The following is a 26,709-nucleotide window of genomic DNA, read 5'->3' on the forward strand; positions in this document are numbered from 1 at the left end:
TTGACTGGTCGCTCAGTTGCCGCGCGGAGCTTTCCGCGGTTGTGTGCGTGTGACCCGATAGTGCTTCGCCGGCCCACGCCTTTGGTGTGGGCCGGCTTTTTTATGGCGACTTATCCTGAGGCTCTGCCTGGCTGACGTTACGGCGCAGGGGCATAGCGGCCTCTAGGTAATTTTTATGCTGATGCCCAATCACGCTGGAGGCTTTCGGTTGTTCACCAGCTTGGCTATGGTGGCAGGGTTTGTCTTAATCGAGCTGTACGTACAGGTTTTGCATGACTCAATCACCTAAAAATCCGCTACACGGCGTCACCCTTGAAGCCATCCTCACCGCATTAGTGGCTCAGTATGGCTGGGATGGTCTGGCTGAACGGATTGATATCCGTTGTTTCAAGAGTGACCCCAGCATCAAGTCCAGCCTGACTTTTTTACGCAAGACGCCGTGGGCGCGGGAGAAGGTCGAGGCGCTGTATGTCCGTTCGCAAACACGTAAATAGACGCTAAGCCCCAGTTCGAAATTTGGCACCCTTGTTGCAATGCCTCTGCAAACGCCGCGAAGCGTCAAAAAACCGCGGCCAGTGGAGGTCGAGATGAGCCAGGGTGTTGAATTCAATCGCTTGATGCTGGAGATGCGCTCCCTGCAGGCCGACGCCATGGCGCGTCAGAAGCCTGTCGCCAGCACGCCAGAACCCGGTGCGCCAAGCTTTTCCGAGATGCTCGGTCAGGCGGTGGGCAAGGTCAACGAAACCCAGCAGGCCTCCAACAAGCTGGCAACCGCCTTTGAAATGGGCACCAGCGGCGTGGATTTGACGGACGTGATGATCGCCTCGCAGAAGGCCAGCGTTTCCTTTCAGGCTATGACCCAGGTGCGCAACAAGCTGGTTCAGGCGTATCAAGACATTATGCAGATGCCGGTTTAAGGGTAGGGCTGACTCATGGCTGAAGCCGTCGCTGCAAACGTACCTGCCACCACGGGTGGTGATGAGCCGAAGAAACCGCTGTTCGGCCTGGCCTTTCTGGAAAACCTCGCCGATATGTCGATGTTGCGGCAGATCGGTTTGATGGTTGGCCTGGCGGCCAGTGTGGCCATCGGGTTTGCGGTTGTGCTGTGGTCGCAGCAACCGGACTACCAACCGCTGTATGGCAGTCTTGATGGCATGGACGCTTCTCAAGTGATGGAGGCGTTGTCCGCGGCTGATATCAAATACACCGTTGAGCCTAATTCCGGTGCATTGCTGGTCAAGTCTGGCGACTTGGCCCGTGCCCGCATGCGCCTGGCCGCGGCTGGCGTTGCACCCAAGGACAACAGCGTTGGCTTTGAAATTCTTGACCAAGAGCAGGGGCTGGGCACCAGCCAGTTTATGGAAGCCACCCGATACCGCAGGGGGCTGGAAGGTGAGTTGGCGCGTACCATCTCAAGCTTGAACAACGTCAAAGCCGCTCGTGTTCACTTGGCCATTCCGAAGAGTTCGGTATTTGTACGCGATGAACGCAAGCCCAGTGCTTCAGTGTTGGTCGAGTTGTATTCCGGTCGTGGTCTGGAGCCCAGTCAGGTGATGGCCATCGTCAACCTGGTCGCCAGCAGCGTGCCGGAGATGGACAAGGCACAAGTCACCGTAGTCGATCAGAAAGGTAATTTGCTTTCGGATATTCAAGAAATGTCCGAACTGACCATGGCCGGCAAGCAGTTCGATTACAGCCGCCGTATGGAAAGCCTGTTTACCCAGCGCGTGCACAATATCCTGCAGCCGGTGCTGGGGTCAGGCCGCTACAAGGCCGAAGTGTCTGCGGATGTGGACTTCAGCGCTGTGGAATCCACTTCGGAAATGTTCAACCCCGATCAGCCGGCGCTGCGCAGCGAGCAGTCGGTCAACGAGCAACGCTCCAGTGGCCAGCCGCCTCAAGGTGTGCCGGGCGCCCTGAGTAATCAGCCGCCGGCCGCCGGCGCTGCCCCCCAGCAGGCGGGAGCCGCCGCAGCTGCAGTACCCGGCCCGATTGCCGCCGGACAACCGCTGCTCGATGCCAACGGTGAGCAGATTATCGATCCCGCCACCGGTCTGCCGATGCTGGCGCCCTATCCAGCTGACAAGCGCGAGCAATCCACCCGTAATTTCGAACTGGACCGTTCAATCAGCTACACCAAGCAGCAGCAAGGACGCCTGCGTCGTTTGTCGGTGGCGGTTGTGGTGGACGATCAGGTCAAGGTCGATGCCGCTACCGGGGAAACCACTCAGGTGCCATGGAGCAGCGACGATCTGGCAAGGTTTACGCGTTTGGTACAGGACTCGGTAGGCTTCGATGCCAGCCGGGGTGATAGCGTCAGTGTGATCAACACGCCGTTCAGTGATGCCCAGGGCGAAGAGCTGATCGATATTCCGTTCTACACCCAGCCCTGGTTCTGGGACATCATCAAGCAGGTGCTGGGCGTACTGTTCATCCTGATTTTGGTGTTCGGCGTACTGCGCCCGGTACTCAACAACATCACCAATGCGGGCAAGGCTCATGGCGAAGGTCGTGACGGCGACGTCGAGCTGGGTGAGATGGGCGCGCTGGGCGGTGAGTTGTCCGAAGATCGGGTCAGCCTCGGCGGCCCACAAAGCATCCTCCTGCCAAGTCCGAGTGAGGGGTATGATGCACAACTGAACGCCATCAAGAGCCTGGTTGCCGAAGACCCGGGCCGCGTTGCCCAGGTTGTGAAAGAGTGGATTAACGCCGATGAGTGACAATCGAACCCCAGGCAAACTGAGCAAGGTCGATAAGGCCGCCATTCTGCTGTTGTCGCTGGGTGAGACCGATGCTGCGCAGGTGTTGCGTCATCTGGGCCCAAAGGAAGTGCAGCGCGTGGGCGTGGCCATGGCCGGTATGCGTAATATTCAGCGCGAGCAGGTCGAGCAGGTGATGGGCGAGTTTGTCGATATTGTCGGCGACCAGACCAGCCTCGGTGTGGGGGCTGATGGCTATATTCGTAAGATGCTCACGCAAGCGCTGGGAGAAGACAAAGCCGGCAACCTGATCGACCGAATCCTGCTCGGAGGCAGTACCAGCGGTCTGGATAGTTTGAAATGGATGGAACCGCGCGCAGTGGCGGATGTGATCCGCTACGAACACCCGCAGATACAGGCCATTGTTGTGGCCTATCTGGATCCCGATCAGGCGGGTGAAGTGCTCGGGCATTTCGATCACAAGGTGCGCTTGGATATCGTTCTGCGCGTGTCCTCATTGGAAACCGTGCAGCCTGCGGCACTGAAAGAACTCAACGACATTCTTGAACGGCAGTTTTCTGGCAGTGCCAGTGCAACTCGTGCCGCGTTGGGGGGCGTGAAGCGTGCGGCGGACATCATGAACTTCCTCGACAGCTCGGTTGAAGGCCAGCTGATGGATTCGATTCGTGAAGTTGATGAAGACCTGTCCAGCCAGATCGAGGACCTGATGTTTGTCTTCGACAACTTGGCCGATGTCGACGATCGGGGTATTCAGGCGCTTATGCGTGAAGTGTCGTCCGATGTGTTGGTGCTGGCGCTCAAAGGGGCTGACGAGGCGATCAAAGAGAAAGTCTTCAAAAACATGTCCAAGCGTGCCGCTGAGTTGCTTCGCGATGATCTTGAAGCCAAGGGCCCGGTGCGCGTCAGTGACGTGGAAACCGCTCAGAAGGAAATTCTCACCATTGCACGCCGCATGGCCGAGGCCGGGGAAATTGTCCTGGGCGGCAAAGGTGGCGAGGAAATGGTGTAAGGCATGTCCAGCAAAGAACCGCCCAGTGAGCTGATTCGCGCCAAGGATCTGAAGGCGTTTGATCTCTGGACGTTGCCCAGTTTCGACCCAGAAGTTGAAGCGCCCGAGCCTGTCGAGGCTCCGCCCGGCGACGACACTGCCGTTCAAGGTGTAGATCCGGCGGCGGTTGAAAGCGAAGACGTTGCGCTGGAAGATGTCAAACCCTTGACACTGGATGAGCTTGAGGCCATTCGCCAGGATGCCTACAACGAAGGTTTCGCCACCGGTGAGAAAGATGGATTTCATGCTGGCCAACTCAAGGCCAAGCAGGAAGCTGATATGGCCTTGGCGGTGAAAATCGCCGGTCTTGAGCAATTGATGACTCAGCTGTTCGAACCCATTGCCGCCCAGGATCAACAGCTGGAAGAAGCCATGGTGACATTGCTTGGGCAGATGGTGCGCCAGGTGATTCAGCGTGAGTTGGTCAGCGATTCCAGTCAGATTCGCCAGGTTTTGAGCGAAGCGCTCAAGCTGCTCCCCATGGGCACCAGTAACATCCGTATTCACGTCAACCCGCAAGACTTTGAGCTAATCAAAGTCTTGCGCGAGCGCCATGAAGAGAACTGGCGGATCCTTGAAGATGCTTCTCTGCTACCCGGTGGCTGCCGGGTAGAAAGCGAGCTCAGTCGCATTGATGCCACTGTGGAAACCCGTTTGAATCAGGCACTCAAACAACTCTTTGCGCAACAGCGTGAGCACGCTGCGCACCCGCTGGAGGCTGATCTGCTTATGGACTTGGAGGCTTCTCCGGCCATTGATCAGGCGAGTCAGGATGCGTCTTGAACGGGTAAGTTTCGCCAAGCGGCTGGCCGGCTATGCCGATGCCGTGCAGTTACCGACCCAGCCGCAGGTGGAGGGGCGTCTGTTGCGCATGGTGGGGCTTACGCTTGAAGCCGAGGGCTTGCGCGCAGCATTGGGCAGTCGCTGTTTGGTGATTAACGACGACAGCTATCACCCAGTCCAGGTTGAGGCTGAAGTGATGGGTTTTGCCAATGGCAAGATCTTTCTGATGCCGGTTGGCAGTCTGGCGGGCATTGCCCCCGGTGCCCACGTGGTGCCGTTGCCGGATACCGGGCGTCTGCCGATGGGCATGTCGATGCTGGGCAGGGTGCTCGATGGCACTGGTCGTGCCCTTGATGGTAAAGGTGGCATGAAAGCCGAAGACTGGGTGCCAATGGACGGCCCGACCATCAATCCGCTAAATCGGCACCCGATCAGCGAGCCATTGGATGTTGGCATCCGTTCCATTAACGGCCTGCTAACCGTTGGCCGTGGCCAGCGTCTCGGCCTATTTGCCGGTACTGGTGTTGGTAAATCGGTGTTGCTGGGCATGATGACGCGCTTTACCGAGGCCGACATCATCGTGGTCGGGCTGATTGGTGAGCGGGGTCGTGAGGTAAAAGAATTCATTGATGAGATCCTCGGGCACGAGGGCCTCAAGCGTTCAGTGGTAGTGGCTTCGCCGGCGGATGATGCGCCCTTGATGCGTCTGCGCGCGGCGATGTATTGCACGCGCATTGCCGAGTATTTTCGCGACAAGGGCAAGAACGTGCTGCTGCTGATGGATTCGCTGACCCGCTTTGCCCAGGCCCAGCGGGAAATCGCTTTGGCCATTGGTGAACCACCGGCGACCAAAGGTTATCCGCCGTCGGTATTTGCCCGTCTACCCAAGTTGGTGGAGCGCGCAGGTAATGCAGAGGCAGGAGGTGGTTCGATTACTGCGTTCTACACCGTACTGAGCGAGGGCGATGACCAGCAGGATCCGATCGCCGATGCGGCGCGTGGTGTACTCGACGGGCATATCGTGCTCTCTCGCCGCTTGGCCGAGGAGGGCCATTACCCGGCCATTGATATCGAGGCCTCGATTAGCCGGGTGATGCCGCAGGTGGTCAGTGAAGAGCACCTGCGCCTGTCGCAGCGCTTCAAACAGTTGTGGTCGCGTTATCAGCAGAGTCGCGATCTGATCAGCGTCGGCGCCTATGTGCCCGGTGGTGATGCTGACACCGATTTGGCCATTGCCCGCCAGCCGGCCATGGTTAAGTACCTGCGCCAGAGCCTGCAAGATAACGAAAGTCTGGAAAACAGCCGCACCCAGCTGGCGGCCACCTTCAATCCCGTTGTTGCTGGGACCTAAACCATGGCACAAAGCCGCGCCGCCCGGCTGGCACCGGTGGTGGACATGGCCGAGCGTGCCGAGCGCGAGGCAGCCTTGCAGTTGGGACATTGCCAAGGCTTACTGCGCCAGGCCGAGGTCCAGTTGGGGGATCTGGAACGTTATCGCGGCGATTATCAGCAGCAATGGATCACTGAGGGGCAGCGCGGGGTCTCCGGGCAGTGGCTGATGAACTACCAGCGCTTCCTTTCGCAGCTGGAAACCGCTATTGGCCAGCAACGCACCAGTGTGGACTGGCACCGTTCCAATATGGAAAAGGTCCGTGAGCTCTGGCAGCAGCGTTATGCCCGTTTGGAAGGCCTGCGCAAATTGGTCAGGCGCTACCAGGACGAAGCGCGGCTGGCAGAAGACAAGCGCGAGCAAAAGTTGCTCGATGAGCTGTCTCAGCGCCTGGCGTCGCGCGATGGTGTCTATTAGGTCGGTTTGCGCATATCAGTGCCTGAGCCATGACGAGATCATGCGTGCTAAACATTTGCCGCCGGGGCGTTGCGATGCTACATCTTGATCATGCATAACCTGCTGCCCGACCCAGCTGATCTTTGGCTTGGTTTTTTCGTTGATAGGAGTAATTCATGGCCATCACCTCGCTGCCCTCATCTGACGGGCAAGAGCTGACCATCCTGATTCAAGGACGCTTCGATTTCGGCGCTCATCAGGAGTTTCGTAATGCTTATGAGCGCGTCAACAGTACCCCGCAACGCTATGTAGTAGACCTCCAAGACACAACCTACCTGGATAGCTCGGCACTCGGCATGCTTCTGCTGCTGCGTGACCATGCCGGCGGTGACAGTGCACAAATCCGCTTGCTCAACTGCAATCCGGATGTGCGTAAGATCCTTGCTATCTCGAACTTCGAGCAGCTGTTCAAGATCGCCTGACTCGGGGGGCGTGTCATGGCCGAGCGCTTGTCCATCCTGATTGCTGAGGACAACGCGGCTGATCGCATGTTGCTGTCGACTATCGTCAGCCGCCAGGGGCATCGAGTGCTGACCGCCAGCAATGGGTTGGAGGCTGTGGCCTTATTCGAGCAGGAGCGCCCACAGTTGGTGCTGATGGATGCCTTGATGCCAGTAATGGATGGCTTCGAGGCGGCGCGGCGAATCAAGCATGCGGCTGGCGAAGAGCTGGTGCCGATCATTTTTCTCACCTCTCTGACCGAAGGCGAAGCACTGGTGCGTTGCCTTGAGGCTGGAGGGGACGATTTCCTCGCCAAGCCCTACAACCGGGTCATTCTCGAAGCCAAGATCAAGGCCATGGATCGCCTGCGCCGCCTGCAGGAAACCGTGCTGCAGCAGCGCGATCTGATCTCACGGCACAACGAGCACCTGCTCAATGAGCAGCGTGTGGCTAAGGCCGTGTTCGATAAAGTGGCGCACTCGGGCTGTCTGGATGCGCCGAATATCCGTTATTTGCAATCGCCTTACGCGGTGTTCAACGGTGACCTGCTGCTGGCAGCTTTCAAGCCATCAGGCAGCATGCATGTGCTGCTGGGCGATTTCACCGGGCATGGTTTACCCGCGGCCATTGGTGCGATGCCGCTCGCTGAAGTTTTTCATGGCATGACTGCCAAGGGTTATTCCCTGGCTGAAGTACTGCGCGAGATCAATGCCAAGCTCAAGCGTATTCTTCCGCGTGGCGTGTTCTGTTGCGCCGCTGTATTGAATATCAGTTTTCAGCGCCAGGTGGTTGAGGTGTGGAATGGCGGCCTGCCCGATGGTTACCTGCTCCAGGCCACCGGTCAGCGTATACCCCTGGTGTCGCGGCATTTACCGCTGGGGGTGCTGGAGCCAGGGGCGTTCAACGATAAGCTTGAGGTCTATCCACTGGCTTATGGGGATCGGGTTTTCCTGCTCTCTGATGGTGTGCTGGAGGCCTGTAACAAACAGGGAGAACTGTTTGGCGAGGAACGGTTGCTCGATGTGTTTGCTGCCAACCGGCACCCGCAAACACTGTTTGCGGAGATTCAGCAGGCACTGCTTCTATTCAGTGGGGCGCAACAGGACGATGTCAGCCTGCTGGAAGTCAGCCTGATTGACGATGGCCAATTGAGTCGGCCGCCACTGGCTTTTGCTGACAGTGGCCAGATCCATCCGCTGGACTGGTCTGCCAGTTTTGAGTTTCGTGGGGAAACCCTGCGCCACTTCAACCCGCTGCCGTTTCTTTTGCAGCTGCTTCTCGATGTCCAGGGACTGCGTCCACAAGGCGGTGCATTGTTCAGTGTGCTGGCAGAGCTTTACTCGAATGCGCTGGAGCATGGCGTATTAGGCCTGGATTCCGCCCTCAAGGCTGATGCCGCAGGGTTTGCTGAGTATTACCGTCTGCGCAGCGTGCGCTTGGCGGCATTAGCTGATGGCTTCGTACGCTTTCATTTGCAGTTACTGCCTGAAGCTGGTGGAGGGCGGCTGATTGTTTGTGTCCAAGACAGCGGGCCAGGGTTTGATGCGCATAGCCTGCGTAAAACCACAGCGGATGCCCGTCGTCTGAGTGGCCGTGGTCTGGCTCTGGTGGAGCAGTTGAGCGAGCGGTGCCGGTGGGGCGGTGGTGAGTCAGGTGTGTGCGTGGAGTTTTCCTGGCAGGCTGGGGCATAATCCAGCGCCTAACGCGGGGAGAGCGAGCCGTTGTCCGATATTCACCTTGATAGTGCCGTATTGGCTGCGTTGCAGGATGTCATGGAGGACGAGTATCCGGTGCTGCTGGATACCTTTTTGTCCGATTCTGAAGAGCGTTTGCTGCTGTTGCGTCAGGCTGAGCGTGATGAAGATGCGCAGAGCTTGCGCTTGGCGGCGCACAGCTTCAAAGGTAGCTGCAGCAATATGGGGGCTCTGATGTTGGCGAACTTGTGCAGGCAGCTCGAGGAGGCCGGGCGGCGTGAGCAGCTTGAACTTGCGCCCGAGTTGCTGGAGCAGATTGAGCGCGAGTTCGCTATTGTGCGCATTCTGCTCAAATCCGAGCGTCAGCGTTACCGGCATTAGTTTTGTCGTGTGATGTTTGCGCCTGCATCGTTCTGTAGCGGGCCTGTTGACCCGTAAGTTGGCCCGTCCCTTGCAAAACTCTCCGCACATCTAACCCCGAGCGGAGAGTATCCATGTCCGTTGCCCCTGATCTGTTGCTCAAGTCGGCGCCTGAAGTAAAGCCTCGTGCGACTGCAGCCAAAACGCCTGACAAGCCCGCCCAGCCCAGCAGTAATGAGCCTTCAAGCTTTTCTCAGGAGTACGCACGGGCGCGTCAGGCGAAAGCGTCAGAACGCAATGATAGCGTTGCAAAACCTGTGCGCGAGCGCAAAGCCGAACAAGACCCGAGTGCTGAACCGCAGCCTGCTGTTGCCGCCCCTGGGCAAAGTGCGGTTGCCGAGAGCGGCAAGTCTTTGCCGGAAGAGCCGGCTGTTGAGGGGGCTGTGCTCGACCCGTTATTGATGTTGGGGATTACCGGTGAGTTGCCGCCTGTAGCGCTGACGGAAGAGCTGCCAATAGAGACGGATTCCTTGCCGGTTGTTTCGGGTAGCTTGCTCAGTTCTGGTCCTGCCAGCATGACTGAGGCCAGTTTCGACGCCGAACTGGACGCGCTCAATCAGCTTCCTGCTGTGCGCCTGGCATTGGAAATGGGCGCCAAAGAGAATGCGGCGGCTGCTCAGGTGCAAGCACCTTTAGCGCAGGTTGATAAAGCCACGCAGAACGCAAGCCAGAGTCTTCTGGCCAGTCAGGTGGTTCAGGACGAGGTGCCCGTGGAGGAAGTGGGGCTCGAGTTGCCAGAGCTTCAGCTGGAAGCGCTCACCGGCAAGACTCTCGAAGCCTTGAAAGAGGGAACGGCGAACAACAGTTCGGATCATTTTGTCAGCAAACTTAATGCGCTGAGTCAGGCTATCGGGCAGCAGAGCCCGTTGGCGACACGGGCACCTGTAGTTGGCCAACCCGTTTCTCTGCAGCAGAGTGGATGGAGTGAAGCGGTGGTGGACCGAGTCATGGTGATGTCCAGCCAGAACCTCAAATCAGCCGAAATTCAGCTTGACCCTGCCGAGTTAGGTCGCCTGGAGGTGCGCATCAGTGTTAACCAGGAGCAAAGTCAGGTGACGTTTGCCAGTCCGCACGCGGGGGTCCGTGAAGCGCTGGATTCGCAGATGCATCGTTTGCGCGAAATGTTTGCCCAGCAAGGGATGAACCAGCTGGATGTAAACGTCTCTGATCAGTCACTCAATCGCGGTTGGCAGGGGCAGGACAGTGACAGCGGAAAAGGTCGTGGTAACGCTAATACAGGTATGCAGGAGGCTGATGATGCGGTCCAGTCGAGCGCTCTGGAGGTGGCCCGAGGCTCGTCAGTTACTGCCCGAGGCCTGGTGGATTACTACGCCTGATAATCTGGCCCGGACTAAGCAGCATGCACTGTAGCGTTGTGATTTGGCGCGTCGGTGGCCACTTAGCCTTCAGTCGATCATCCTTGCTGCTGTAGTTGCTGAGCGCACTGTTCTAAACTGCATTTCGCCCGACGGCCATAATAGGCGTCGGGCGATTTTGTTTTGGGTGCTGATTGACCTGATGCCCTGGCCGCACGCTGTACTCGGCGAGGCTCCCCAGATTGAGCAAGTTTGCTGACAGACTGGCATAACACTTGCTCTTAACCCTTTGAAATCGGATAAAACTCCGAACTGCGACGGATTATTGGCATGGCTAAGAAAGAAGCAGCGCAAGCTCCGGCCGATGGTGAGGCGAAACCAGCGGGCAAGATGAAGTTGATCATTATCATCGCTATTGCCGTGCTCTTGGCTGTAGGGCTTTCAGCCGGAGGAACCTGGTTTTTCCTGAGCAAGAAAGATGATGGTGCGGCCGATAAAGCCAAGGAAGAGGTGGCTGCGGAGCCGGCTGCGCCTGTTAAGCAGGCAGCCATTTATGAAGAGTTGGCACCGGCCTTTGTGGTGAATTTCAACCACCAGGGGCGGGCGCGCTACATGCAGGTCAGTGTCGCTCTGATGACCCGCGACCAAGTGGCGTTGGATGCCCTCAAAGTACACATGCCAGTCCTGCGCAATCGTTTGGTGATGCTGTTCTCCAGTCAGGATTTTGCTTCGCTGATCAGCCCGGTTGGCAAGGAAATGCTGCGTCAGCAGGCCACTGCCAGCGTACAGGAGCTGGCCGAAAAAGAGGTCGGTAAGGTAACGGTGGAGCAAGTGCTGTTCACCAACCTCGTATTGCAGTAATCAGGAGCCGTATATGGCAGTGCAAGACCTACTTTCCCAGGATGAGATTGATGCCCTGCTGCACGGCGTCGATGATGGCCTGGTAGAGACCGAGGACGAGGCCGAGCCGGGGAGTGTCAAGCAGTATGACTTGACCAGCCAGGACCGGATTGTCCGTGGGCGCATGCCGACGCTGGAAATGATTAACGAGCGTTTTGCCCGTTACACCCGTATCAGTATGTTTAACTTGCTGCGCCGCTCCGCAGACGTGGCGGTGGGCGGTGTACAGGTGATGAAGTTCGGTGAATACGTCCATTCGCTGTACGTGCCGACCAGCCTCAACCTGGTGAAGATGAAGCCGTTGCGTGGCACCGGGCTGTTCATCCTGGATGCCAAACTGGTGTTCAAGTTGGTGGACAACTTCTTTGGCGGTGATGGCCGTCACGCCAAGATCGAAGGGCGTGAGTTCACTCCAACCGAACTGCGCGTGGTGCGCATGGTGCTGGATCAGGCGTTTATCGATCTCAAGGAAGCCTGGCATGCGGTGATGGATATCAACTTCGAGTACGTCAACTCAGAAGTGAACCCAGCCCTGGCCAACATCGTCAGCCCCAGTGAAGTGATTGTGGTGTCGACTTTCCACATCGAACTGGATGGTGGTGGCGGCGACCTGCACATCACCATGCCGTATTCGATGATCGAGCCGATCCGCGAGATGCTCGACGCCGGCTTCCAGTCCGATGTCGACGACCAGGATGAGCGCTGGATCAAAGCGCTGCGTGAAGACATTCTGGGCGTCAGCGTGCCTCTGGGGGCAACTGTCGCCCGTCGCCAGCTCAAACTGCGTGACATCCTGCATATGCAGCCAGGTGACGTGATTCCGGTCGAACTGCCGGAAAACGTGGTGTTGTGTGCCAATGGCGTGCCGGCGTTCAAGGTCAAGCTGGGTGCGCACAAAGGCAATCTGGCGTTGCAGGTGCTTGAACCGATTGAGCGCCAGCGCTAACCGTTAAACCCCATTCAACGCCAGCCGAGGAAAAACGATGGCAGACGAAAACGAAAACGAAAACGAAGCCACTTCCCCCGAGGAACAGGCGCTTGCCGATGAGTGGGCGGCGGCATTGTCCGAGGCAGGCGACGCCGGCCAGGATGATATCGATGCCATGCTTGCCGCCAGTGATCCGGTGCCAGCGGCCCCACGTGCGCCGATGGAGGAGTTCAACAGCGCGCCCAAGGTGAACCTGCCGGTGAACATGGACGGCCCGAACCTGGATGTGATCCTGGATATTCCGGTGTCGATTTCCATGGAAGTGGGTAATACCGATATCACCATCCGCAACCTGCTGCAGCTTAACCAGGGGTCGGTGATCGAACTGGATCGTCTGGCAGGTGAACCGCTGGATGTTCTGGTCAATGGCACCCTGATCGCCCATGGCGAGGTGGTGGTGGTGAACGAGAAGTTTGGTATCCGCCTGACTGATGTGATCAGTCCCAGCGAACGCATCAAGAAGCTGCGTTGATCATGCGTAAAGCTCTCTTCCTCTGCTTGCTTGCACCATCAGTGGTGTTTGCAGCCGAACCCGTGACTCAAACCACCGCACCGCTCGTTGGTAGCAGTATGGGCGGGCAGGTGGTGCAGCTGCTGCTGGGGCTGTTACTGGTCATCGGACTGATTTTTCTGCTGGCCTGGGTCATGCGTCGGGTTCAGCAGATCGTGCCACGTGGCGGGCAAGTGATCAGCGTGCTGGCTACTCAGCCGCTTGGGCCGCGTGATCGCTTGGTGCTGGTGCAGGTGGGAGGCGAGCAGGTGCTGCTGGGGCTGACGCCAGGCACCATCACGGCCTTGCATGTGTTGAAAGAGCCTGTGCATTTGCCTGATGCGCAGCCGGCCTCGACCGAATTTGCCCAGCGCCTGATGGAGCTGTTGGGCAAGGATCAGAAGGACAAGTCTTGATGCTGCGTTTGTTGCTGGTGTTGCTGTTCAGCCTGGGGGCATCGTTGGCGTTCGCAGCTGATCCGCCGGCTGTCAGCACGTTGATTCAATCGGGCAGTAATCCGCTGTCGATTCCGGCCATTACCCTGAGCACTGATACTGAGGGGCAACAGGAGTACTCCGTCAGCCTGCAGATCCTGCTGATCATGACGGCGCTGAGTTTCATTCCTGCGTTCCTCATGCTGATGACCAGCTTTACCCGAATCATCATCGTCTTCTCAATTCTGCGCCAGGCTCTGGGTCTGCAGCAGACCCCGTCGAATCAGATTCTGGTGGGGTTGGCGCTGTTTTTGACCATGTTCATCATGGCGCCGGTGTTTGATCAGATTAACCGCGATGCTTTGCAACCCTACCTGAACGAGCAACTACCCGCACAAGAAGCGATCCTCAAGGCGGAAGTGCCGATCAAGAATTTCATGCTGGCGCAGACCCGCGAGAGCGACCTGGAGCTGTTCGTGCGGCTGTCCAAACGTACCGATATCGCCAGCCCGGAAGCGACACCGTTGACCATTCTGATTCCGGCGTTTGTGACTTCGGAGCTGAAAACTGCTTTCCAGATCGGTTTCATGATTTTTATCCCATTCCTGATCATCGACATGGTGGTGGCCAGTATTCTGATGGCAATGGGCATGATGATGCTGTCGCCGCTGATCATTTCGTTGCCCTTCAAGATCATGCTGTTTGTGCTGATTGATGGCTGGGCGTTGATCATGGGCACCCTGGCCGCCAGCTTCGGAGGGACATAGCCATGACCCCTGAAGTGGCTGTTGATCTGGTGCGTGATGCTTTATGGCTGACAGCCATGATTGTCGGCATTCTGGTGGTACCCAGTCTGATTGTTGGTTTGCTGGTGGCGATGTTTCAGGCGGCCACTCAAATCAACGAACAGACCTTGAGTTTTCTGCCGAGGCTGTTGGTCATTCTGTTGGTGCTGATTTTTGCCGGTCCCTGGCTGGTGCGTGAGCTGATGGAGTACACCGAGAATCTGATCATGAACATCCCGATGTTGATCGGCTGACATGCTCGAATTAAGCAACGAGCAGATCGGGGCATGGGTCGGTAGCTTCTTGCTGCCACTGTTTCGTATCGCGGCGCTGCTGATGTTTATGCCAATTATCGGTACTCAGTTGGTTACTGCCAGGGTTCGTCTCTACCTGGCCTTGGCCATCTGTCTGGTGATCATGCCGACACTGCCGCCGATGCCGGTAGTGGATGCGATCAATCTGCAAGCCTTTATCTGGATTGCCCAGGAAATTCTGATTGGCATGATGCTGGGCTTTGTCCTGCAGTTGTTCTTTCAGGTATTCGTGATTGCCGGGCAGATTGTGGCGATCCAGATGGGGCTTGGTTTTGCCTCGATGATTGATCCTGCCAACGGGATTTCGGTGCCGGTGATCGGCCAGGTGTTCATGATTCTGGTGACCCTGTTGTTTCTTGCCATGAATGGTCATCTGGTGGTCTTCGAGGTGCTCACCGAGAGTTTCTTCACCTTGCCTGTCGGGGGTGGTTTTCTGGTGGAAAACTATTGGGAGATTGCCCACAAGCTGAGCTGGGTACTGGGCGCTGCGCTGCTGCTTGTGCTCCCTGCAATTACCGCGCTGCTGGTGGTCAATCTGGCGTTCGGGGTCATGACCCGCGCGGCACCGCAGCTGAATATCTTCTCCATCGGTTTTCCGCTCACGTTGGTACTCGGCATGGTAATCGTCTGGATTGGCATGGCCGATATCCTTGCGCAGTACCAGGTATTTGCCACTGAAGCCTTACAGTTTCTCCGGGAAATGGCGGGGGCGCGTTAAGTGGCGGAGTCCGAGAGTGGTGCTGACAAAAGTGAGGAACCCACGGAGAAACGCCTGCGCGAATCCCGTGAAAAAGGTCAGATTGCCCGCTCCAGAGAACTCAATACCTTGGCTGTGACACTGGCGGGCTTCGGCGGCCTGCTGGCATTCGGCGCCAGCATGGGCAACGCGATGCTGGACATCATGCGCGGCAATTTCTCGTTGTCACGGGATGTCGTCATGGACGAGCGCAGTATGGCGCTATGGTTGGCTGCGTCTGGTCAGCTAGCCCTGGAAGCCTTGTTTCCGCTGTTTATGTTGCTGTTGATCGTGTCAATTGTGGGCCCCATCTCACTGGGTGGTTGGCTGTTTTCCGCGGAGGCGATGGCCCCCAAACTTAGTCGCATGAACCCCTTGTCGGGGCTCAAGCGTATGTTCTCCACTGATGCGCTGGTGGAATTGCTCAAGGCCTTGGCCAAGTTCACGCTCATCCTGCTGGTGGGTATTGCGGTGTTGGCTGCTTGGCAGGACGACCTGTTGGCGATTGTTCATGAACCGATTGAGGCGGCCATTTTACACTCGGCCACGGTGGTGGGCTGGAGTGCTTTGTGGATGTCCTGTGGGTTGATTCTGATTGCTGCGGTGGATGTGCCGTTTCAGCTCTGGAGTAACAAGCAGAAGCTGATGATGACCAAGCAGGAGGTCATTGATGAGTACAAAGACAGCGAGGGCAAGCCCGAGGTCAAACAGCGGATTCGGCAGTTGCAGCGTGAGATGGCTGAGCGGCGCATGATGCAGGCGGTACCCGACGCTGATGTGGTGATTACCAACCCGACGCACTTTGCCGTGGCCCTGAAGTACGATCCGGCCAAAGGCAGTGCGCCGGTTCTGCTGGCCAAGGGCGGTGATTTTACGGCGTTGAAAATTCGCGAAATTGCCAATGAGCACAAGGTCATGGTGCTGGAGTCGCCTGCGTTGGCGCGCGCCGTGTTCTATTCCACCGAGCTGGATCAGGAAATTCCGGCAGGCCTGTACCTGGCCATTGCCCAGGTGCTCGCCTACGTCTATCAGCTGCGTCAGCACCAGGCAGGCAAGGGCAAACGCCCGGCGCCGTTGCCGGAGCTACCGATCCCTCCGGATTTACGCCGCGACGAGTAATAGCGTCTGCTGTTGCTGCGAGTCCGTGCCTGTTTTGCTGCGGTACGGGGAAGTTGGACAGCTTCTTGCAAAACCCTCCTCAAAGGCGCGCATAGCGTCAAAAGATTGAATGGTCTTGGGGTAGTGGTGTGGCAATAGATCGCTCGCAAATGATCGGTGATGTTCGCAGCAACCTGGCAGGGTTGAAACAGGGCAACCTGGGTATTCCTCTGCTGTTGCTGGTCATGCTCAGCATGGTCATGTTGCCGATTCCGCCGTTTCTCCTCGATGTGCTGTTCACCTTCAGCATTGCGCTGTCGATTGTGGTGTTGTTGGTCAGTATTTATGCTTTGCGTCCTCTGGACTTCGCCGTGTTTCCCACGGTGTTGCTGGCGGCCACGCTGTTGCGTTTGGCACTCAACGTCGCGTCTACACGGGTGGTGTTGATGCATGGTCACGAGGGCCATGCTGCTGCCGGGCAGGTGATCCAGGCCTTTGGTGAGGTGCTGATCGGTGGCAACTATGTGGTCGGTATTGTGCTGTTTGCCATTCTGATGATCATCAACTTCGTCGTGGTCACCAAAGGTGCCGGACGGATCTCGGAAGTCAGCGCCCGTTTTACCCTCGATGCCATGCCAGGCAAGCAGATGGCGATTGATGCCGACCTCAACGCTGGCTTGATTGATCAGGCTGAGGCCAAGAAGCGCCGCTCGGAAGTGTCTCAAGAAGCCGACTTCTACGGTTCGATGGACGGTGCCAGCAAATTTGTCCGCGGCGATGCCATCGCCGGCCTGTTGATTCTGTTCATCAACCTCATCGGTGGTATTGCCATCGGTGTTTTGCAACATGGTCTGCCGTTCGCTGAGGCCGGCAAAATCTACACCTTGTTGACCATTGGTGATGGTCTGGTGGCGCAGATCCCTTCGCTGTTGTTATCAACGGCCGCTGCCATCATGGTCACGCGTGTGTCCAGTTCTGAGGACATGGGGGCGCAGGTCAACCGGCAGATGTTCGCCTCGCCACGGGCACTGGCCGTGACTGCCATCATTATGATCATCATGGGCATGGTGCCCGGCATGCCGCACTTCTTCTTCATCGGCCTTGGCTTGATTGCAGCAGGGGCTGCCTACTGGATTGCCAACAAGCAGCGTGTGGTCAAAGAAGAAGAGGTGAAGGAAGTGCAGCGTCAGCAGGAGTTGCTGCCGACGCAGAAAGCTCAGGAAGTCAAAGAGCTGGGCTGGGATGATGTAACGCCGGTCGACATGGTGGGGCTGGAAGTGGGTTATCGGCTGATTCCGCTGGTTGACCGTAACCAGGGTGGCCAGCTGCTGGCGCGGATCAAGGGCGTGCGCAAGAAGCTCTCCCAGGAAATGGGTTTTCTCATGCCCTCGGTGCACATTCGCGACAACCTGGATTTGCAGCCCAACGCCTACCGGTTGACGCTCATGGGCGTGAGTGTGGCCGAGGCCGAGGTGTATCCGGACCGTGAGCTGGCAATCAACCCCGGTCAGGTATTCGGCCCACTCAATGGTATCGCCGCCAAGGACCCGGCATTTGGCCTGGAAGCGGTGTGGATCGACCCCAGCCAACGAGATCAGGCGCAGTCTCTCGGCTACACCGTGGTGGACGCCAGCACAGTTGTTGCCACTCACCTCAATCAAATGCTGCACAAGCACGCTCACGAACTGCTCGGGCACGAGGAAGTGCAGCAACTGATGCAGTTGCTGGCCAAGACCTCGCCTAAATTGGCTGAGGAACTGGTGCCGGGAATGATTTCCCTGTCGACCTTACTCAAGGTGCTGCAGGTTCTGTTGCAGGAACAGGTACCGGTACGTGATATCCGGACCATTGCTGAGGCCATCGCCAACGTGGCCGTGAAGAGTCAAGATCCCGCCGCGATGGTGGCTGCCGTGCGTGTGTCACTGTCTCGCGCAATTGTGCAAAGCATTGTGGGACTAGAGCTGGAACTGCCTGTCATCACCTTGGAACCCAGGTTGGAACAGATATTGCTCAATAGTATTCAGAAAGCCGGTCAAGGCTCTGAGGATGGCATTCTTCTAGAGCCAGGCATGGCCGAGAAGCTGCAACGTTCCCTAGTGGAAGCAGCGCAGCGCCAGGAAATGCTTGGCAAACCAGTGATTCTGCTGGTTGCCGGCCCGGTCCGGGCGATGCTCTCGCGATTCGCGCGGCTGGCGGTTCCGAGTATCCATGTACTGGCATACCAGGAAATTCCGGACAACAAGCAGGTCACCATCGTTGCGACGGTGGGGCAGAACTAACCGAGGTCACAGGCCATGCAGGTCAAACGCTTTTTCGCCGCCGATATGCGCACTGCCATGAAATTGGTGCGTGATGAGCTGGGTGCCGATGCCTCGATCATTGGCAATCGCCGCGTAGCTGGCGGTGTCGAACTGACTGCGGCGCTGGACTATCAGGTGCCGGCAGCGCCAGCGCGTCAGCCTAATCCAGCCCTGGAGGCTGAATTGCGCAAGACTCAGGCGAAAATCGCCACTGCGCAGGCCGAACTGACTACCCGTGCCAAGGTAGATGCCGGTAAGGATCGCCAGTTGTTTGGCGCAGAGCTGGAGTTGCCTGCCGATAGTCTCGCAGCCGTTATGCGCAAATCCCGCACGCCTATACCGCCCGCCGCGGGGACTGATCAGCATGCACTGGATGCCATGCGCTTTGAGTTGCACGGGCTGCGTGAGTTGATAGAAGTTCAGTTGGGTTCGATTGCCTGGGGCCAGTTGCAAAGTCGTCGCCCGCAACAGGCTAATCTGTGGCGTCGCCTGCAGCGTATGGGGCTGTCAGCCGAACTGTCCAAAGTCCTGCTGGAGCGCGTTGCCAACGTGGCCGAGCCGCGCCAGGCCTGGCGCATGCTGCTGGCGCACCTGGCCCATGCGATCAAAACGCCGAAGCAGGAACCGATGGATGAGGGTGGCGTTATCGCTTTGGTGGGGCCGGCCGGGATGGGCAAGACCACGACTCTGGCTAAATTGGCCGCGCGTTATGTCCTCAAGCACGGCGCGCAGCATATTGCGTTGGTCAGCCTGGACAGCTACCGCATCGGGGCGCAGGAACAACTCAAGACCCTGGGGCGCATTCTTAATGTTTCGGTGACCCTGGTGGATCCTGGCCAGTCACTGACCCAGGCTCTGGCGCCTTTGGCACGCAAGCGCGTGGTGCTGATTGATACGGCTGGCCTTCCAGCCAACGATCCCGCTTTGCGCATGCAACTGGAAACACTGGCCAGCCGCGGCGTCAACGCAAAAAATTATCTGATAATGGCGGCCACTAGCCAGGGCCAAGTGCTGAAAGCCGCCTACCATAGTTATAAGCGCTGTGGGTTGGCAGGCTGTATTGTCACTAAGGCGGACGAGGCAACCAGCCTGGGCGAGGTATTAGGGCTGGCTATTACGCAGCGTCTACCGGTAGCCTATCTCGCTGATGGGCCACGAATTCCTGATGATTTACAGGTGCCTCGCAGTCATCAGCTGGTCAGTCGTGCCGTAGGGCTGCAGGCAACCCAGGATCCTAGCGAAGATACAATGGCAGAGATGTTTGCCGGTCTTTACCAGCAGTCCGCGCGACGTGTCAGTTAAAAGGTTCCTTTCGGTTTGTGGTAGGCCTGACCGGCTAAAGTGGCTCCAGTCGAAGTTAGACAAGGTGTGTAGATAATATGGGTATGCATCCCGTTCAGGTGATTGCAGTAACCGGCGGCAAAGGTGGCGTCGGCAAGACCAATGTCTCGGTGAACCTGGCATTGGCTCTGGCTGACCTTGGGCGCAGGGTAATGTTGATGGACGCTGACCTGGGCCTGGCTAACGTCGATGTGTTGCTGGGCTTGAGTGCCAAGCGCACCCTGGAAGACGTTATCAGTGGTGAGTGTGAACTGCGTGATGTGCTGTTGCAGGGGCCGGGTGGCATTCGAATCGTACCGGCAGCATCCGGTATTCAGAGCATGGTGCAGCTGTCGCCCATGCAGCATGCTGGGCTGATTCAAGCCTTCAGTGACATCAGTGATAACCTTGATGTGCTGATTATTGATACTGCTGCCGGTATCGGTGATGGCGTAGTCAGTTTTGTTCGTGCGGCCCAGGAAGTGCTGGTGGTCGTGTGTGATGAGCCTACGTCGATTACTGATGCCTACGCGTTGATCAAGTTGCTCAACCGTGACCACGGTATGAATCGTTTCCGTGTACTGGCCAATATGGCGCACAGCCCACAGGAAGGTCGTAACCTGTTTGCTAAGCTGACCAAGGTGACTGATCGCTTTCTTGATGTGGCTCTGCAGTATGTTGGTGCCGTTCCCTATGATGAGTCAGTCCGTAAGGCCGTACAGAAACAGCGTGCGGTATATGAAGCCTTCCCGCGTTCGAAGTGTGCGTTGGCGTTCAAAGCAATAGCTCAGAAAGTTGACGCCTGGCCTTTACCAGCCAACCCGCGTGGCCATTTAGAGTTTTTTGTTGAACGCCTGGTGCACCAACCGATCGCGGACACGGCCACATGACAGCAGCCTCTGGACTTCGTATGTATAGCAAGGCGCAGGCGCAGGACTCCCAGCACCAGTTGATCGAGCGTTATGCGCCTTTGGTCAAGCGTATTGCCTACCATCTGCTGGCACGCTTACCGGCCAATGTGCAAGTTGATGATCTGATCCAGGCCGGGATGATCGGACTGCTTGAAGCGTCAAAAAAATACGATTCCAGCAAAGGTGCCAGTTTCGAAACATTTGCTGGCATCCGCATCCGCGGATCTATGCTTGATGAAGTACGTAAAGGTGACTGGGCACCGCGCTCGGTGCATCGCAACAGTCGTATGGTTAGCGATGCGATTCGCGTGATTGAGTCCAGAACGGGTCGTGACGCTAAAGATCAAGAGGTTGCAGCCGAACTCCAATTGAGTCTCGAAGATTACTACGGCATCCTTGGCGACACGCTGGGTAGTCGCTTGTTCAGTTTTGATGACCTGTTGCTGGATGGTGAACACAGTGGAGTAGGTGAAGACGCGAGCATTAACTGTCTTGAGCCTTCTCGTGATCTGGAAGATCAACGCTTTCAAGCAGCTTTGGCTGATGCTATTGCCAATCTGCCGGAGCGCGAACGCCTGGTGTTAGCGCTATATTACGATGAAGAATTAAATCTTAAGGAAATCGGCGAAGTACTGGGGGTTAGCGAATCTCGTGTAAGCCAACTACACAGTCAGTGTGCTGCTCGTTTGCGTGCTCGACTGGCTGATTGGCGCGCACATTGAGTTGAATTTGCTAACGCTGGGCCGGTTTCACGATTAAAGACGCGCACAGAGTGCTGGGTGCGTTTGGGACTGTACGGAGGTCGACTTGGACAAGAACATGAAAATCCTCATCGTTGATGACTTTTCAACGATGCGACGGATCATCAAGAACCTCCTGCGCGATTTGGGGTTCACCAATACCGCAGAGGCTGACGATGGCACTACTGCTCTGCCGATGTTGCAGAGCGGCAGCTTCGACTTTTTGGTGACTGACTGGAACATGCCCGGCATGACGGGAATTGATCTACTGCGCGCCGTACGTGCGGATGATCGCCTGAAAACACTACCCGTGTTGATGGTGACTGCTGAAGCTAAGCGCGATCAGATCATTGAGGCAGCTCAGGCTGGAGTAAATGGCTATGTGGTTAAGCCGTTTACTGCGCAGGTTCTGAAAGAAAAGATCGAAAAGATTTTTGAGCGAGTCAACGGCTGATGTCTGCCACGAGGGTGCTATGGAACATAAAGATTCCGTTCACGGTGACCTTGAGTCAACCCTGAAATACAACGCTCGCCAATTGGTAGACAGCCTGGAACAGGGCAATTTTGGTGAAGCGGTACAGCTGATACATGAGCTCAACAAAGCACGTGACCGCGGCTTGTATCACGAAGTCGGCAAACTGACCCGTGAGCTACACAATGCCATTGTGAATTTTCAGCTTGACCCACGCGTACCTCATGCAACCGAAATCTCTCAAATTACTGATGCAACTGAGCGTCTTAACTATGTTGTGACGATGACCGAAAAAGCGGCCAATCGCACCATGGATTTGGTCGAGCAGAGCGCTCCGCTGGTGAATGATCTGGCTGATGAGGCGCACAATTTGAGCACCGACTGGGGGCGTTTCATGCGCCGCGAAATGAGTGCTGATGGTTTTCGAGAGTTGGCCAAGCGAGTTGAGTTGTTTCTTGCGCGTAGCGAGCGAGACGGGGCCAAGCTGTCTTCGCATTTGAACGACATTCTTCTGGCGCAAGACTTCCAAGACCTGACAGGTCAGGTAATCAAGCGGGTTACCCAGTTGGTGACCGAGGTTGAAAGTAATCTGTTGAAACTGGTGATTATGGCCAGTTCAGTCGATCAGATTGCCGGTATTGAGCATAACCACGAATTGCTCCGTGCCGAGCGAGAAGAACAAAAAGAGCCTTCTCGTGGTGAAGGTCCGCAGATTCATGCCGATAAGCGTGAAGACGTCGCATCGAATCAGGATGATGTTGACGATCTGCTTTCCAGCCTGGGATTTTAGGAGCACGTCTATATGAGCTTCGGCGCCGATGAAGAAATCCTCCAGGACTTCCTGGTAGAGGCCGGCGAGATTCTTGAATTACTGTCCGAACAGCTCGTAGAGCTGGAAAGTCGCCCGGACGACATGAATCTGCTCAACGCTATTTTTCGCGGGTTTCATACCGTCAAAGGTGGTGCCGGTTTTCTCCAGCTCAACGAGCTGGTTGAATGTTGCCATATTGCAGAAAACGTTTTCGACATCCTTCGTAAGGGTGAGCGGCGTGTTGATTCGGCATTGATGGACGTAGTGCTGGAAGCTCTTGATGCGGTCAACGGCATGTTCACTGAAGTGCGTGAGCGGACGGAGCTGACACCCGCATCTCCTGAGTTACTCGCAGCGTTGTCTCGTCTAGCGGAGCCGGCAGGTTCCGAAGAGGTTGCCGGCGAGGAACCTTTAGTCGAACCGGCCGCAGAAGCAATTGAGGTCGTTGAGGAAGTAGCGGTTGCAGAGGTCGCAAGTGCAGGTTCTGATATCACTGACAGTGAGTTCGAGCAGCTGTTGGGCGCTCTTGATGGCGGCAGCGTCGACACCGTTACGCCCGAAACAGCCAGCAGTGACGAAATCACCGATGATGAGTTCGAATCACTGCTCGATCAACTGCATGGCAAGGGTCAATTCGTCGCTGAAGCAAATGTTCCAGCCGCCGTGCCGGCCTCTGCAGCGCCGGCAGCAGCCACCAGTAGTGATGAAATTACCGATGATGAGTTTGAGTCGCTGCTCGATCAATTACACGGTAAGGGTCAGTTTGTCCCACCTGCTCCGGTCGAAGATACACCGGCCCCAAAGGTTGCCCAGGTGTCCGAGGTTCCTGGCGAAGACATTACTGACGATGAATTTGAGGCACTGTTGGATCAGCTTCACGGTAAGGGCAAGTTTGTCGAGCCTGAAGCGATTAAACCTGTAGCCGCTGCGCCGGAGCCTAAAGCTGCAGAGCCCGTGAAGCCTGCAGTTGTGGCTGCCAAGCCCGCAGCTAAGCCTGCCCCCAAGGTTGAAACAGCCAAAGCTTCTGCGCCCGCTGCACCCGTGGCAGATAAAGCTGCGCCCCCGAGCGAAGCTGAAACCACGGTGCGCGTTGACACTGCGCGGCTGGACGAAATCATGAATATGGTGGGTGAGCTGGTGCTGGTGCGTAACCGTTTGGTTCGTTTGGGCTCCAGTAGTGGCGATGAAGCGATGTCGAAGGCTGTATCAAACCTCGATGTCGTAACGGCAGATTTGCAAACTGCTGTTATGAAAACCCGCATGCAGCCAATCAAGAAAGTTTTCGGTCGCTTCCCGCGCCTGGTTCGTGATTTGGCCAGAAGCCTGAAGAAAGAGATCAATCTTGAATTGGTCGGGGAGGAGACGGATCTCGACAAGAACCTCGTTGAAGCACTGGCTGATCCGCTTGTGCACTTGGTGCGCAATGCGGTCGATCATGGCATTGAAACTCCAGAAGAGCGCGAGGCGTCGGGTAAGGCACGTGGTGGCAAGGTCGTGTTGTCTGCTGAGCAGGAGGGTGATCATATCCTGCTGTCGATTTCTGATGACGGCAAAGGTATGGATGCTGACGTGTTGCGTGCCAAGGCTGTAGAAAAGGGATTGTTGGATAAGGACGCAGCTGATCGCTTAAATGAGTTTGAATGCTACAACTTGATTTTCGCCCCGGGCTTTTCGACCAAGACAGAAATATCCGATGTGTCGGGCCGCGGCGTGGGCATGGACGTGGTGAAGACCAAAATTTCCCAGCTCAATGGCACCGTAAATGTGTTCTCGGTGAAGGGGCAGGGCTCGAAGATTGTTATCAAGGTGCCATTAACACTAGCAATCATGCCTACGTTAATGGTGATGTTGGCTAATCAGGCATTTGCTTTCCCATTGGTGAATGTTAACGAAATCTTTCACCTTGATTTATCGCGTACCAACGTTGTTGATGGTCAGGAAGTGGTGATTGTTCGCGATAAGGCCTTGCCTTTGTTTTACCTCAAACGCTGGTTAATTGGCAGTGCTGCACATGTCGAGCAGGGTGAAGGTCATGTGGTTATTCTGTCTGTTGGCAGTCAGCGAATAGGCTTTGTTGTCGATCAGCTGGTTGGGCAGGAGGAAGTGGTTATCAAGCCTCTTGGCAAGATGCTGCAGGGCACTCCGGGTATGTCGGGTGCAACAATTACAGGCGATGGTCGCATCGCTCTTATTCTTGATGTACCGAGCATGCTCAAACGTTACGCACGACGTATGTGATTGTTCGTGATGCAGCTGTCTGTCGTACCGTTTAGGAGTGGTTATGGCTGTTAAGGTGTTGGTGGTGGACGACTCCGGATTTTTCCGCCGGCGTGTATCTGAAATTCTTTCGGCTGATCCAAACATTCAGGTCATTGGTACTGCTACCAATGGCCGTGAAGCCATCGAGCAGGCGCAGACACTCAAGCCTGATGTCATCACCATGGACTATGAAATGCCCATGATGGATGGCATTACGGCTGTTCGTAACATCATGCAGCGTTGCCCAACACCGGTCTTGATGTTTTCTTCACTGACGCATGAAGGCGCTCGGGTTACCTTGGATGCGCTTGAAGCGGGAGCGGTTGATTTTCTTCCCAAGAATTTTGAAGACATTTCGCGCAATCCAGAGCGCGTTAAACAGTTGCTATGCGAGAAAATTCATACAATTGCGCGCAGTAATCGCCGGAATTTCAGCACGCCCGCGCCCTCAATTGTGGCGCCTGCGCCGAATCCGGTAAAACCCGCTTCTCGTCCTTTAACAACTGCCTCGCCCGGTAGGCCGGTCTCTGCTGCAACACCCGTGCAGGCTGCAGTCGCGGCGGCTCCAAAACGGAAACCCTATAAGTTGGTGGCCATCGGCACGTCAACTGGTGGGCCTGTTGCATTGCAACGCGTGTTGACTCAGTTGCCCGCTAATTTTCCAGCCCCAATCGTTTTAATTCAGCATATGCCTGCTGCATTTACGAAAGCGTTTGCTGAACGCCTTGATAAGCTTTGTCGGATTAGTGTCAAAGAGGCCGAAGACGGTGATACGTTGCGTCCCGGATTGGCTTTGCTTGCTCCCGGTGGTAAACAGATGATGGTTGATGCCAGGGGGGTAGTAAAGATTCTGCCTGGTGATGAACGGCTCAATTACAAGCCCTGTGTTGATATCACTTTTGGATCTGTGGCGAAGTCGTATGCCGATAAGGTATTGGCTGTAGTTTTGACTGGGATGGGTGCCGACGGTCGCGAGGGCGCTCGTCTGCTTAAACAAGTCGGAAGCCAGGTCTGGGCACAGGACGAGGCAAGCTGTGTGATCTACGGTATGCCGATGGCTATCGTTAAGGCCAACTTGGCAGATGCTGTTTACTCGCTTGATGATATCGGCAGGCATCTGGTTGAGGCCTGTGGTTAATGGATGTATTGAGCCTAATTGGGGTCATTCTGGCTTTTGTGGCCATCTTAGGCGGCAATTATCTGGAAGGTGGTCATGCGGCTGCCCTTCTGAACGGGCCGGCTGCGTTGATAGTGGTCGGCGGTACACTGGGGGCTGCGTTCCTGCAGGCTCCGGTTAACGTCTTCAAGCGTGCTCTGGCAATCATAAGCTGGATTTTCTTTCCGCCACGCGTTGATTTGCAAGGTGGCATCAACCGTGTAGTCGGTTGGAGTATGACGGCTCGCAAGGAAGGTTTATTGGGGTTGGAGGCCGTGGCGGATGCTGAGCCTGACCCTTATGCCCGCAAAGGTCTTCAGTTGCTGGTCGATGGTGTAGAGCCGGAGGCAATACGCAGTATCCTTGAGGTTGATCTTTACACTCAGGAAGGGCGTGATATCCAGGCAGCTAAAGTTTTTGAAAGTATGGGGGGGTACGCTCCCACCATAGGAATTATCGGTGCTGTTATGGGGTTGATCCATGTAATGGGTAACCTGGCTGACCCGAGTATGTTGGGCAGCGGCATAGCAGTGGCATTTGTTGCCACTATTTACGGTGTCGGTTTCGCCAACCTGTTGTTATTGCCTATCGGTAACAAACTCAAGGCCATCGCTCAGCGCCAGTCGCGGTATCGTGAGATGTTGCTGGAAGGTCTCCTGTCGATTGCCGAGGGCGAGAACCCTCGCTCCATCGAATTAAAGCTGCAAGGCTTTATGGATTGATGGAG

28 protein-coding genes are annotated in these 26,709 nt (G+C 56.4%); all 28 read left to right on the forward strand.

Going from position 1 to position 26,709, the window contains the following annotated elements; genetic code table 11:
• Positions 1–272 precede the first annotated feature (272 nt).
• The 28 genes from DBR00_RS16570 to DBR00_RS16705 all read left to right on the forward strand — a co-directional run bounded on the left by DBR00_RS16570 (position 273) and on the right by DBR00_RS16705 (position 26,704).
• Positions 273–494 (forward strand): VF530 family DNA-binding protein, encoded by a 222-nt coding sequence (locus DBR00_RS16570; protein WP_108490472.1) that lies wholly within the window; start codon positions 273–275, stop codon positions 492–494.
• 93 nt (positions 495–587) lie between these two features.
• Positions 588–917 (forward strand): flagellar hook-basal body complex protein FliE, encoded by a 330-nt coding sequence (gene fliE, locus DBR00_RS16575; RefSeq protein WP_108490473.1) that lies wholly within the window; start codon positions 588–590, stop codon positions 915–917.
• A gap of 15 nt (positions 918–932) precedes the next feature.
• A complete protein-coding gene (fliF, locus tag DBR00_RS16580) occupies positions 933–2,720 on the forward strand; it encodes a flagellar basal-body MS-ring/collar protein FliF (protein ID WP_108490474.1) in 1,788 nt (595 codons plus the stop codon).
• The gene (fliG, locus tag DBR00_RS16585; RefSeq protein ID WP_108490475.1) at positions 2,713–3,729 is read left to right on the forward strand and encodes a flagellar motor switch protein FliG; all 1,017 of its coding nucleotides are present in this window, start codon (positions 2,713–2,715) and stop codon (positions 3,727–3,729) included. The genes fliF and fliG overlap by 8 nt, the downstream gene beginning before the upstream one ends.
• 3 nt (positions 3,730–3,732) lie before the next feature.
• Positions 3,733–4,551: a flagellar assembly protein FliH gene (fliH, locus tag DBR00_RS16590; protein WP_108490476.1), complete on the forward strand. Its 819-nt coding sequence runs from the start codon at positions 3,733–3,735 to the stop codon at positions 4,549–4,551.
• The gene (fliI, locus tag DBR00_RS16595) at positions 4,541–5,902 is read left to right on the forward strand and encodes a flagellar protein export ATPase FliI (protein ID WP_108490477.1); all 1,362 of its coding nucleotides are present in this window, start codon (positions 4,541–4,543) and stop codon (positions 5,900–5,902) included. The genes fliH and fliI overlap by 11 nt, the downstream gene beginning before the upstream one ends.
• Positions 5,903–5,905: 3 nt before the next feature.
• The gene (gene fliJ, locus DBR00_RS16600) at positions 5,906–6,358 is read left to right on the forward strand and encodes a flagellar export protein FliJ (RefSeq protein WP_108490478.1); all 453 of its coding nucleotides are present in this window, start codon (positions 5,906–5,908) and stop codon (positions 6,356–6,358) included.
• A gap of 155 nt (positions 6,359–6,513) precedes the next feature.
• A complete protein-coding gene (locus DBR00_RS16605) occupies positions 6,514–6,819 on the forward strand; it encodes an STAS domain-containing protein (RefSeq protein WP_108490479.1) in 306 nt (101 codons plus the stop codon).
• 15 nt (positions 6,820–6,834) lie between these two features.
• Positions 6,835–8,529 carry a fused response regulator/phosphatase gene (locus tag DBR00_RS16610; protein WP_108490480.1) on the forward strand — a complete coding sequence of 565 codons (1,695 nt, stop codon included), beginning with the start codon at positions 6,835–6,837 and terminating at the stop codon, positions 8,527–8,529.
• 30 nt (positions 8,530–8,559) lie between these two features.
• Positions 8,560–8,913 carry an Hpt domain-containing protein gene (locus DBR00_RS16615; protein ID WP_108490481.1) on the forward strand — a complete coding sequence of 118 codons (354 nt, stop codon included), beginning with the start codon at positions 8,560–8,562 and terminating at the stop codon, positions 8,911–8,913.
• A gap of 113 nt (positions 8,914–9,026) precedes the next feature.
• A complete protein-coding gene (locus DBR00_RS16620; RefSeq protein ID WP_108490482.1) occupies positions 9,027–10,289 on the forward strand; it encodes a flagellar hook-length control protein FliK in 1,263 nt (420 codons plus the stop codon).
• A gap of 309 nt (positions 10,290–10,598) precedes the next feature.
• On the forward strand, positions 10,599–11,129 hold the full coding sequence (fliL, locus tag DBR00_RS16625) for a flagellar basal body-associated protein FliL (RefSeq protein WP_108490483.1): 531 nt from the start codon (positions 10,599–10,601) through the stop codon (positions 11,127–11,129).
• Positions 11,130–11,142: 13 nt separating this feature from the next.
• On the forward strand, positions 11,143–12,114 hold the full coding sequence (gene fliM / locus DBR00_RS16630; protein ID WP_108490484.1) for a flagellar motor switch protein FliM: 972 nt from the start codon (positions 11,143–11,145) through the stop codon (positions 12,112–12,114).
• 37 nt (positions 12,115–12,151) lie between these two features.
• Complete coding sequence (fliN, locus tag DBR00_RS16635; RefSeq protein ID WP_108490485.1) at positions 12,152–12,628, forward strand: flagellar motor switch protein FliN; 477 nt, start codon at positions 12,152–12,154, stop codon at positions 12,626–12,628.
• A 2-nt stretch (positions 12,629–12,630) separates the two neighbouring features.
• On the forward strand, positions 12,631–13,062 hold the full coding sequence (gene fliO / locus DBR00_RS16640; protein ID WP_108490486.1) for a flagellar biosynthetic protein FliO: 432 nt from the start codon (positions 12,631–12,633) through the stop codon (positions 13,060–13,062).
• Entirely contained in the window at positions 13,062–13,847 is a 786-nt protein-coding gene (fliP, locus tag DBR00_RS16645; RefSeq protein WP_108490487.1) for a flagellar type III secretion system pore protein FliP, read from the forward strand. The genes fliO and fliP overlap by 1 nt, the downstream gene beginning before the upstream one ends.
• Positions 13,848–13,849: 2 nt before the next feature.
• The gene (fliQ, locus tag DBR00_RS16650; RefSeq protein ID WP_090252096.1) at positions 13,850–14,119 is read left to right on the forward strand and encodes a flagellar biosynthesis protein FliQ; all 270 of its coding nucleotides are present in this window, start codon (positions 13,850–13,852) and stop codon (positions 14,117–14,119) included.
• 1 nt (position 14,120) lies between these two features.
• On the forward strand, positions 14,121–14,897 hold the full coding sequence (gene fliR / locus DBR00_RS16655; RefSeq protein WP_108490488.1) for a flagellar biosynthetic protein FliR: 777 nt from the start codon (positions 14,121–14,123) through the stop codon (positions 14,895–14,897).
• Positions 14,898–16,034 (forward strand): flagellar biosynthesis protein FlhB, encoded by a 1,137-nt coding sequence (flhB, locus tag DBR00_RS16660; protein ID WP_108490489.1) that lies wholly within the window; start codon positions 14,898–14,900, stop codon positions 16,032–16,034. It abuts the gene before it with no gap.
• Between the two features lie 134 nt (positions 16,035–16,168).
• Positions 16,169–18,292 carry a flagellar biosynthesis protein FlhA gene (flhA, locus tag DBR00_RS16665; protein WP_108490515.1) on the forward strand — a complete coding sequence of 708 codons (2,124 nt, stop codon included), beginning with the start codon at positions 16,169–16,171 and terminating at the stop codon, positions 18,290–18,292.
• 15 nt (positions 18,293–18,307) lie between these two features.
• Positions 18,308–19,615 carry a flagellar biosynthesis protein FlhF gene (gene flhF, locus DBR00_RS16670; RefSeq protein ID WP_108490490.1) on the forward strand — a complete coding sequence of 436 codons (1,308 nt, stop codon included), beginning with the start codon at positions 18,308–18,310 and terminating at the stop codon, positions 19,613–19,615.
• Between the two features lie 77 nt (positions 19,616–19,692).
• Positions 19,693–20,523, forward strand: a complete 831-nt coding sequence (gene fleN, locus DBR00_RS16675; RefSeq protein ID WP_177480010.1) for a flagellar synthesis regulator FleN — start codon at positions 19,693–19,695, stop codon at positions 20,521–20,523.
• Entirely contained in the window at positions 20,520–21,266 is a 747-nt protein-coding gene (gene fliA / locus DBR00_RS16680; RefSeq protein WP_108490492.1) for an RNA polymerase sigma factor FliA, read from the forward strand. The genes fleN and fliA overlap by 4 nt, the downstream gene beginning before the upstream one ends.
• A 97-nt stretch (positions 21,267–21,363) precedes the next feature.
• Positions 21,364–21,738, forward strand: coding sequence for a chemotaxis response regulator CheY (locus tag DBR00_RS16685; RefSeq protein ID WP_177480012.1), 375 nt, complete (start codon positions 21,364–21,366; stop codon positions 21,736–21,738).
• A 19-nt stretch (positions 21,739–21,757) separates the two neighbouring features.
• Positions 21,758–22,546 (forward strand): protein phosphatase CheZ, encoded by a 789-nt coding sequence (locus DBR00_RS16690; RefSeq protein ID WP_108490494.1) that lies wholly within the window; start codon positions 21,758–21,760, stop codon positions 22,544–22,546.
• A 12-nt stretch (positions 22,547–22,558) separates the two neighbouring features.
• Positions 22,559–24,805 (forward strand): chemotaxis protein CheA, encoded by a 2,247-nt coding sequence (locus tag DBR00_RS16695; RefSeq protein ID WP_108490495.1) that lies wholly within the window; start codon positions 22,559–22,561, stop codon positions 24,803–24,805.
• 43 nt (positions 24,806–24,848) lie between these two features.
• Complete coding sequence (locus DBR00_RS16700; RefSeq protein ID WP_108490496.1) at positions 24,849–25,964, forward strand: chemotaxis response regulator protein-glutamate methylesterase; 1,116 nt, start codon at positions 24,849–24,851, stop codon at positions 25,962–25,964.
• Complete coding sequence (locus DBR00_RS16705) at positions 25,964–26,704, forward strand: flagellar motor protein (RefSeq protein ID WP_108490497.1); 741 nt, start codon at positions 25,964–25,966, stop codon at positions 26,702–26,704. Before DBR00_RS16700 ends, DBR00_RS16705 begins: the two co-directional genes overlap by 1 nt.
• Positions 26,705–26,709: the final 5 nt, after the last annotated feature.

This window comes from Pseudomonas sp. HMWF032 (assembly GCF_003060885.1).
Lineage (GTDB): Bacteria > Pseudomonadota > Gammaproteobacteria > Pseudomonadales > Pseudomonadaceae > Aquipseudomonas.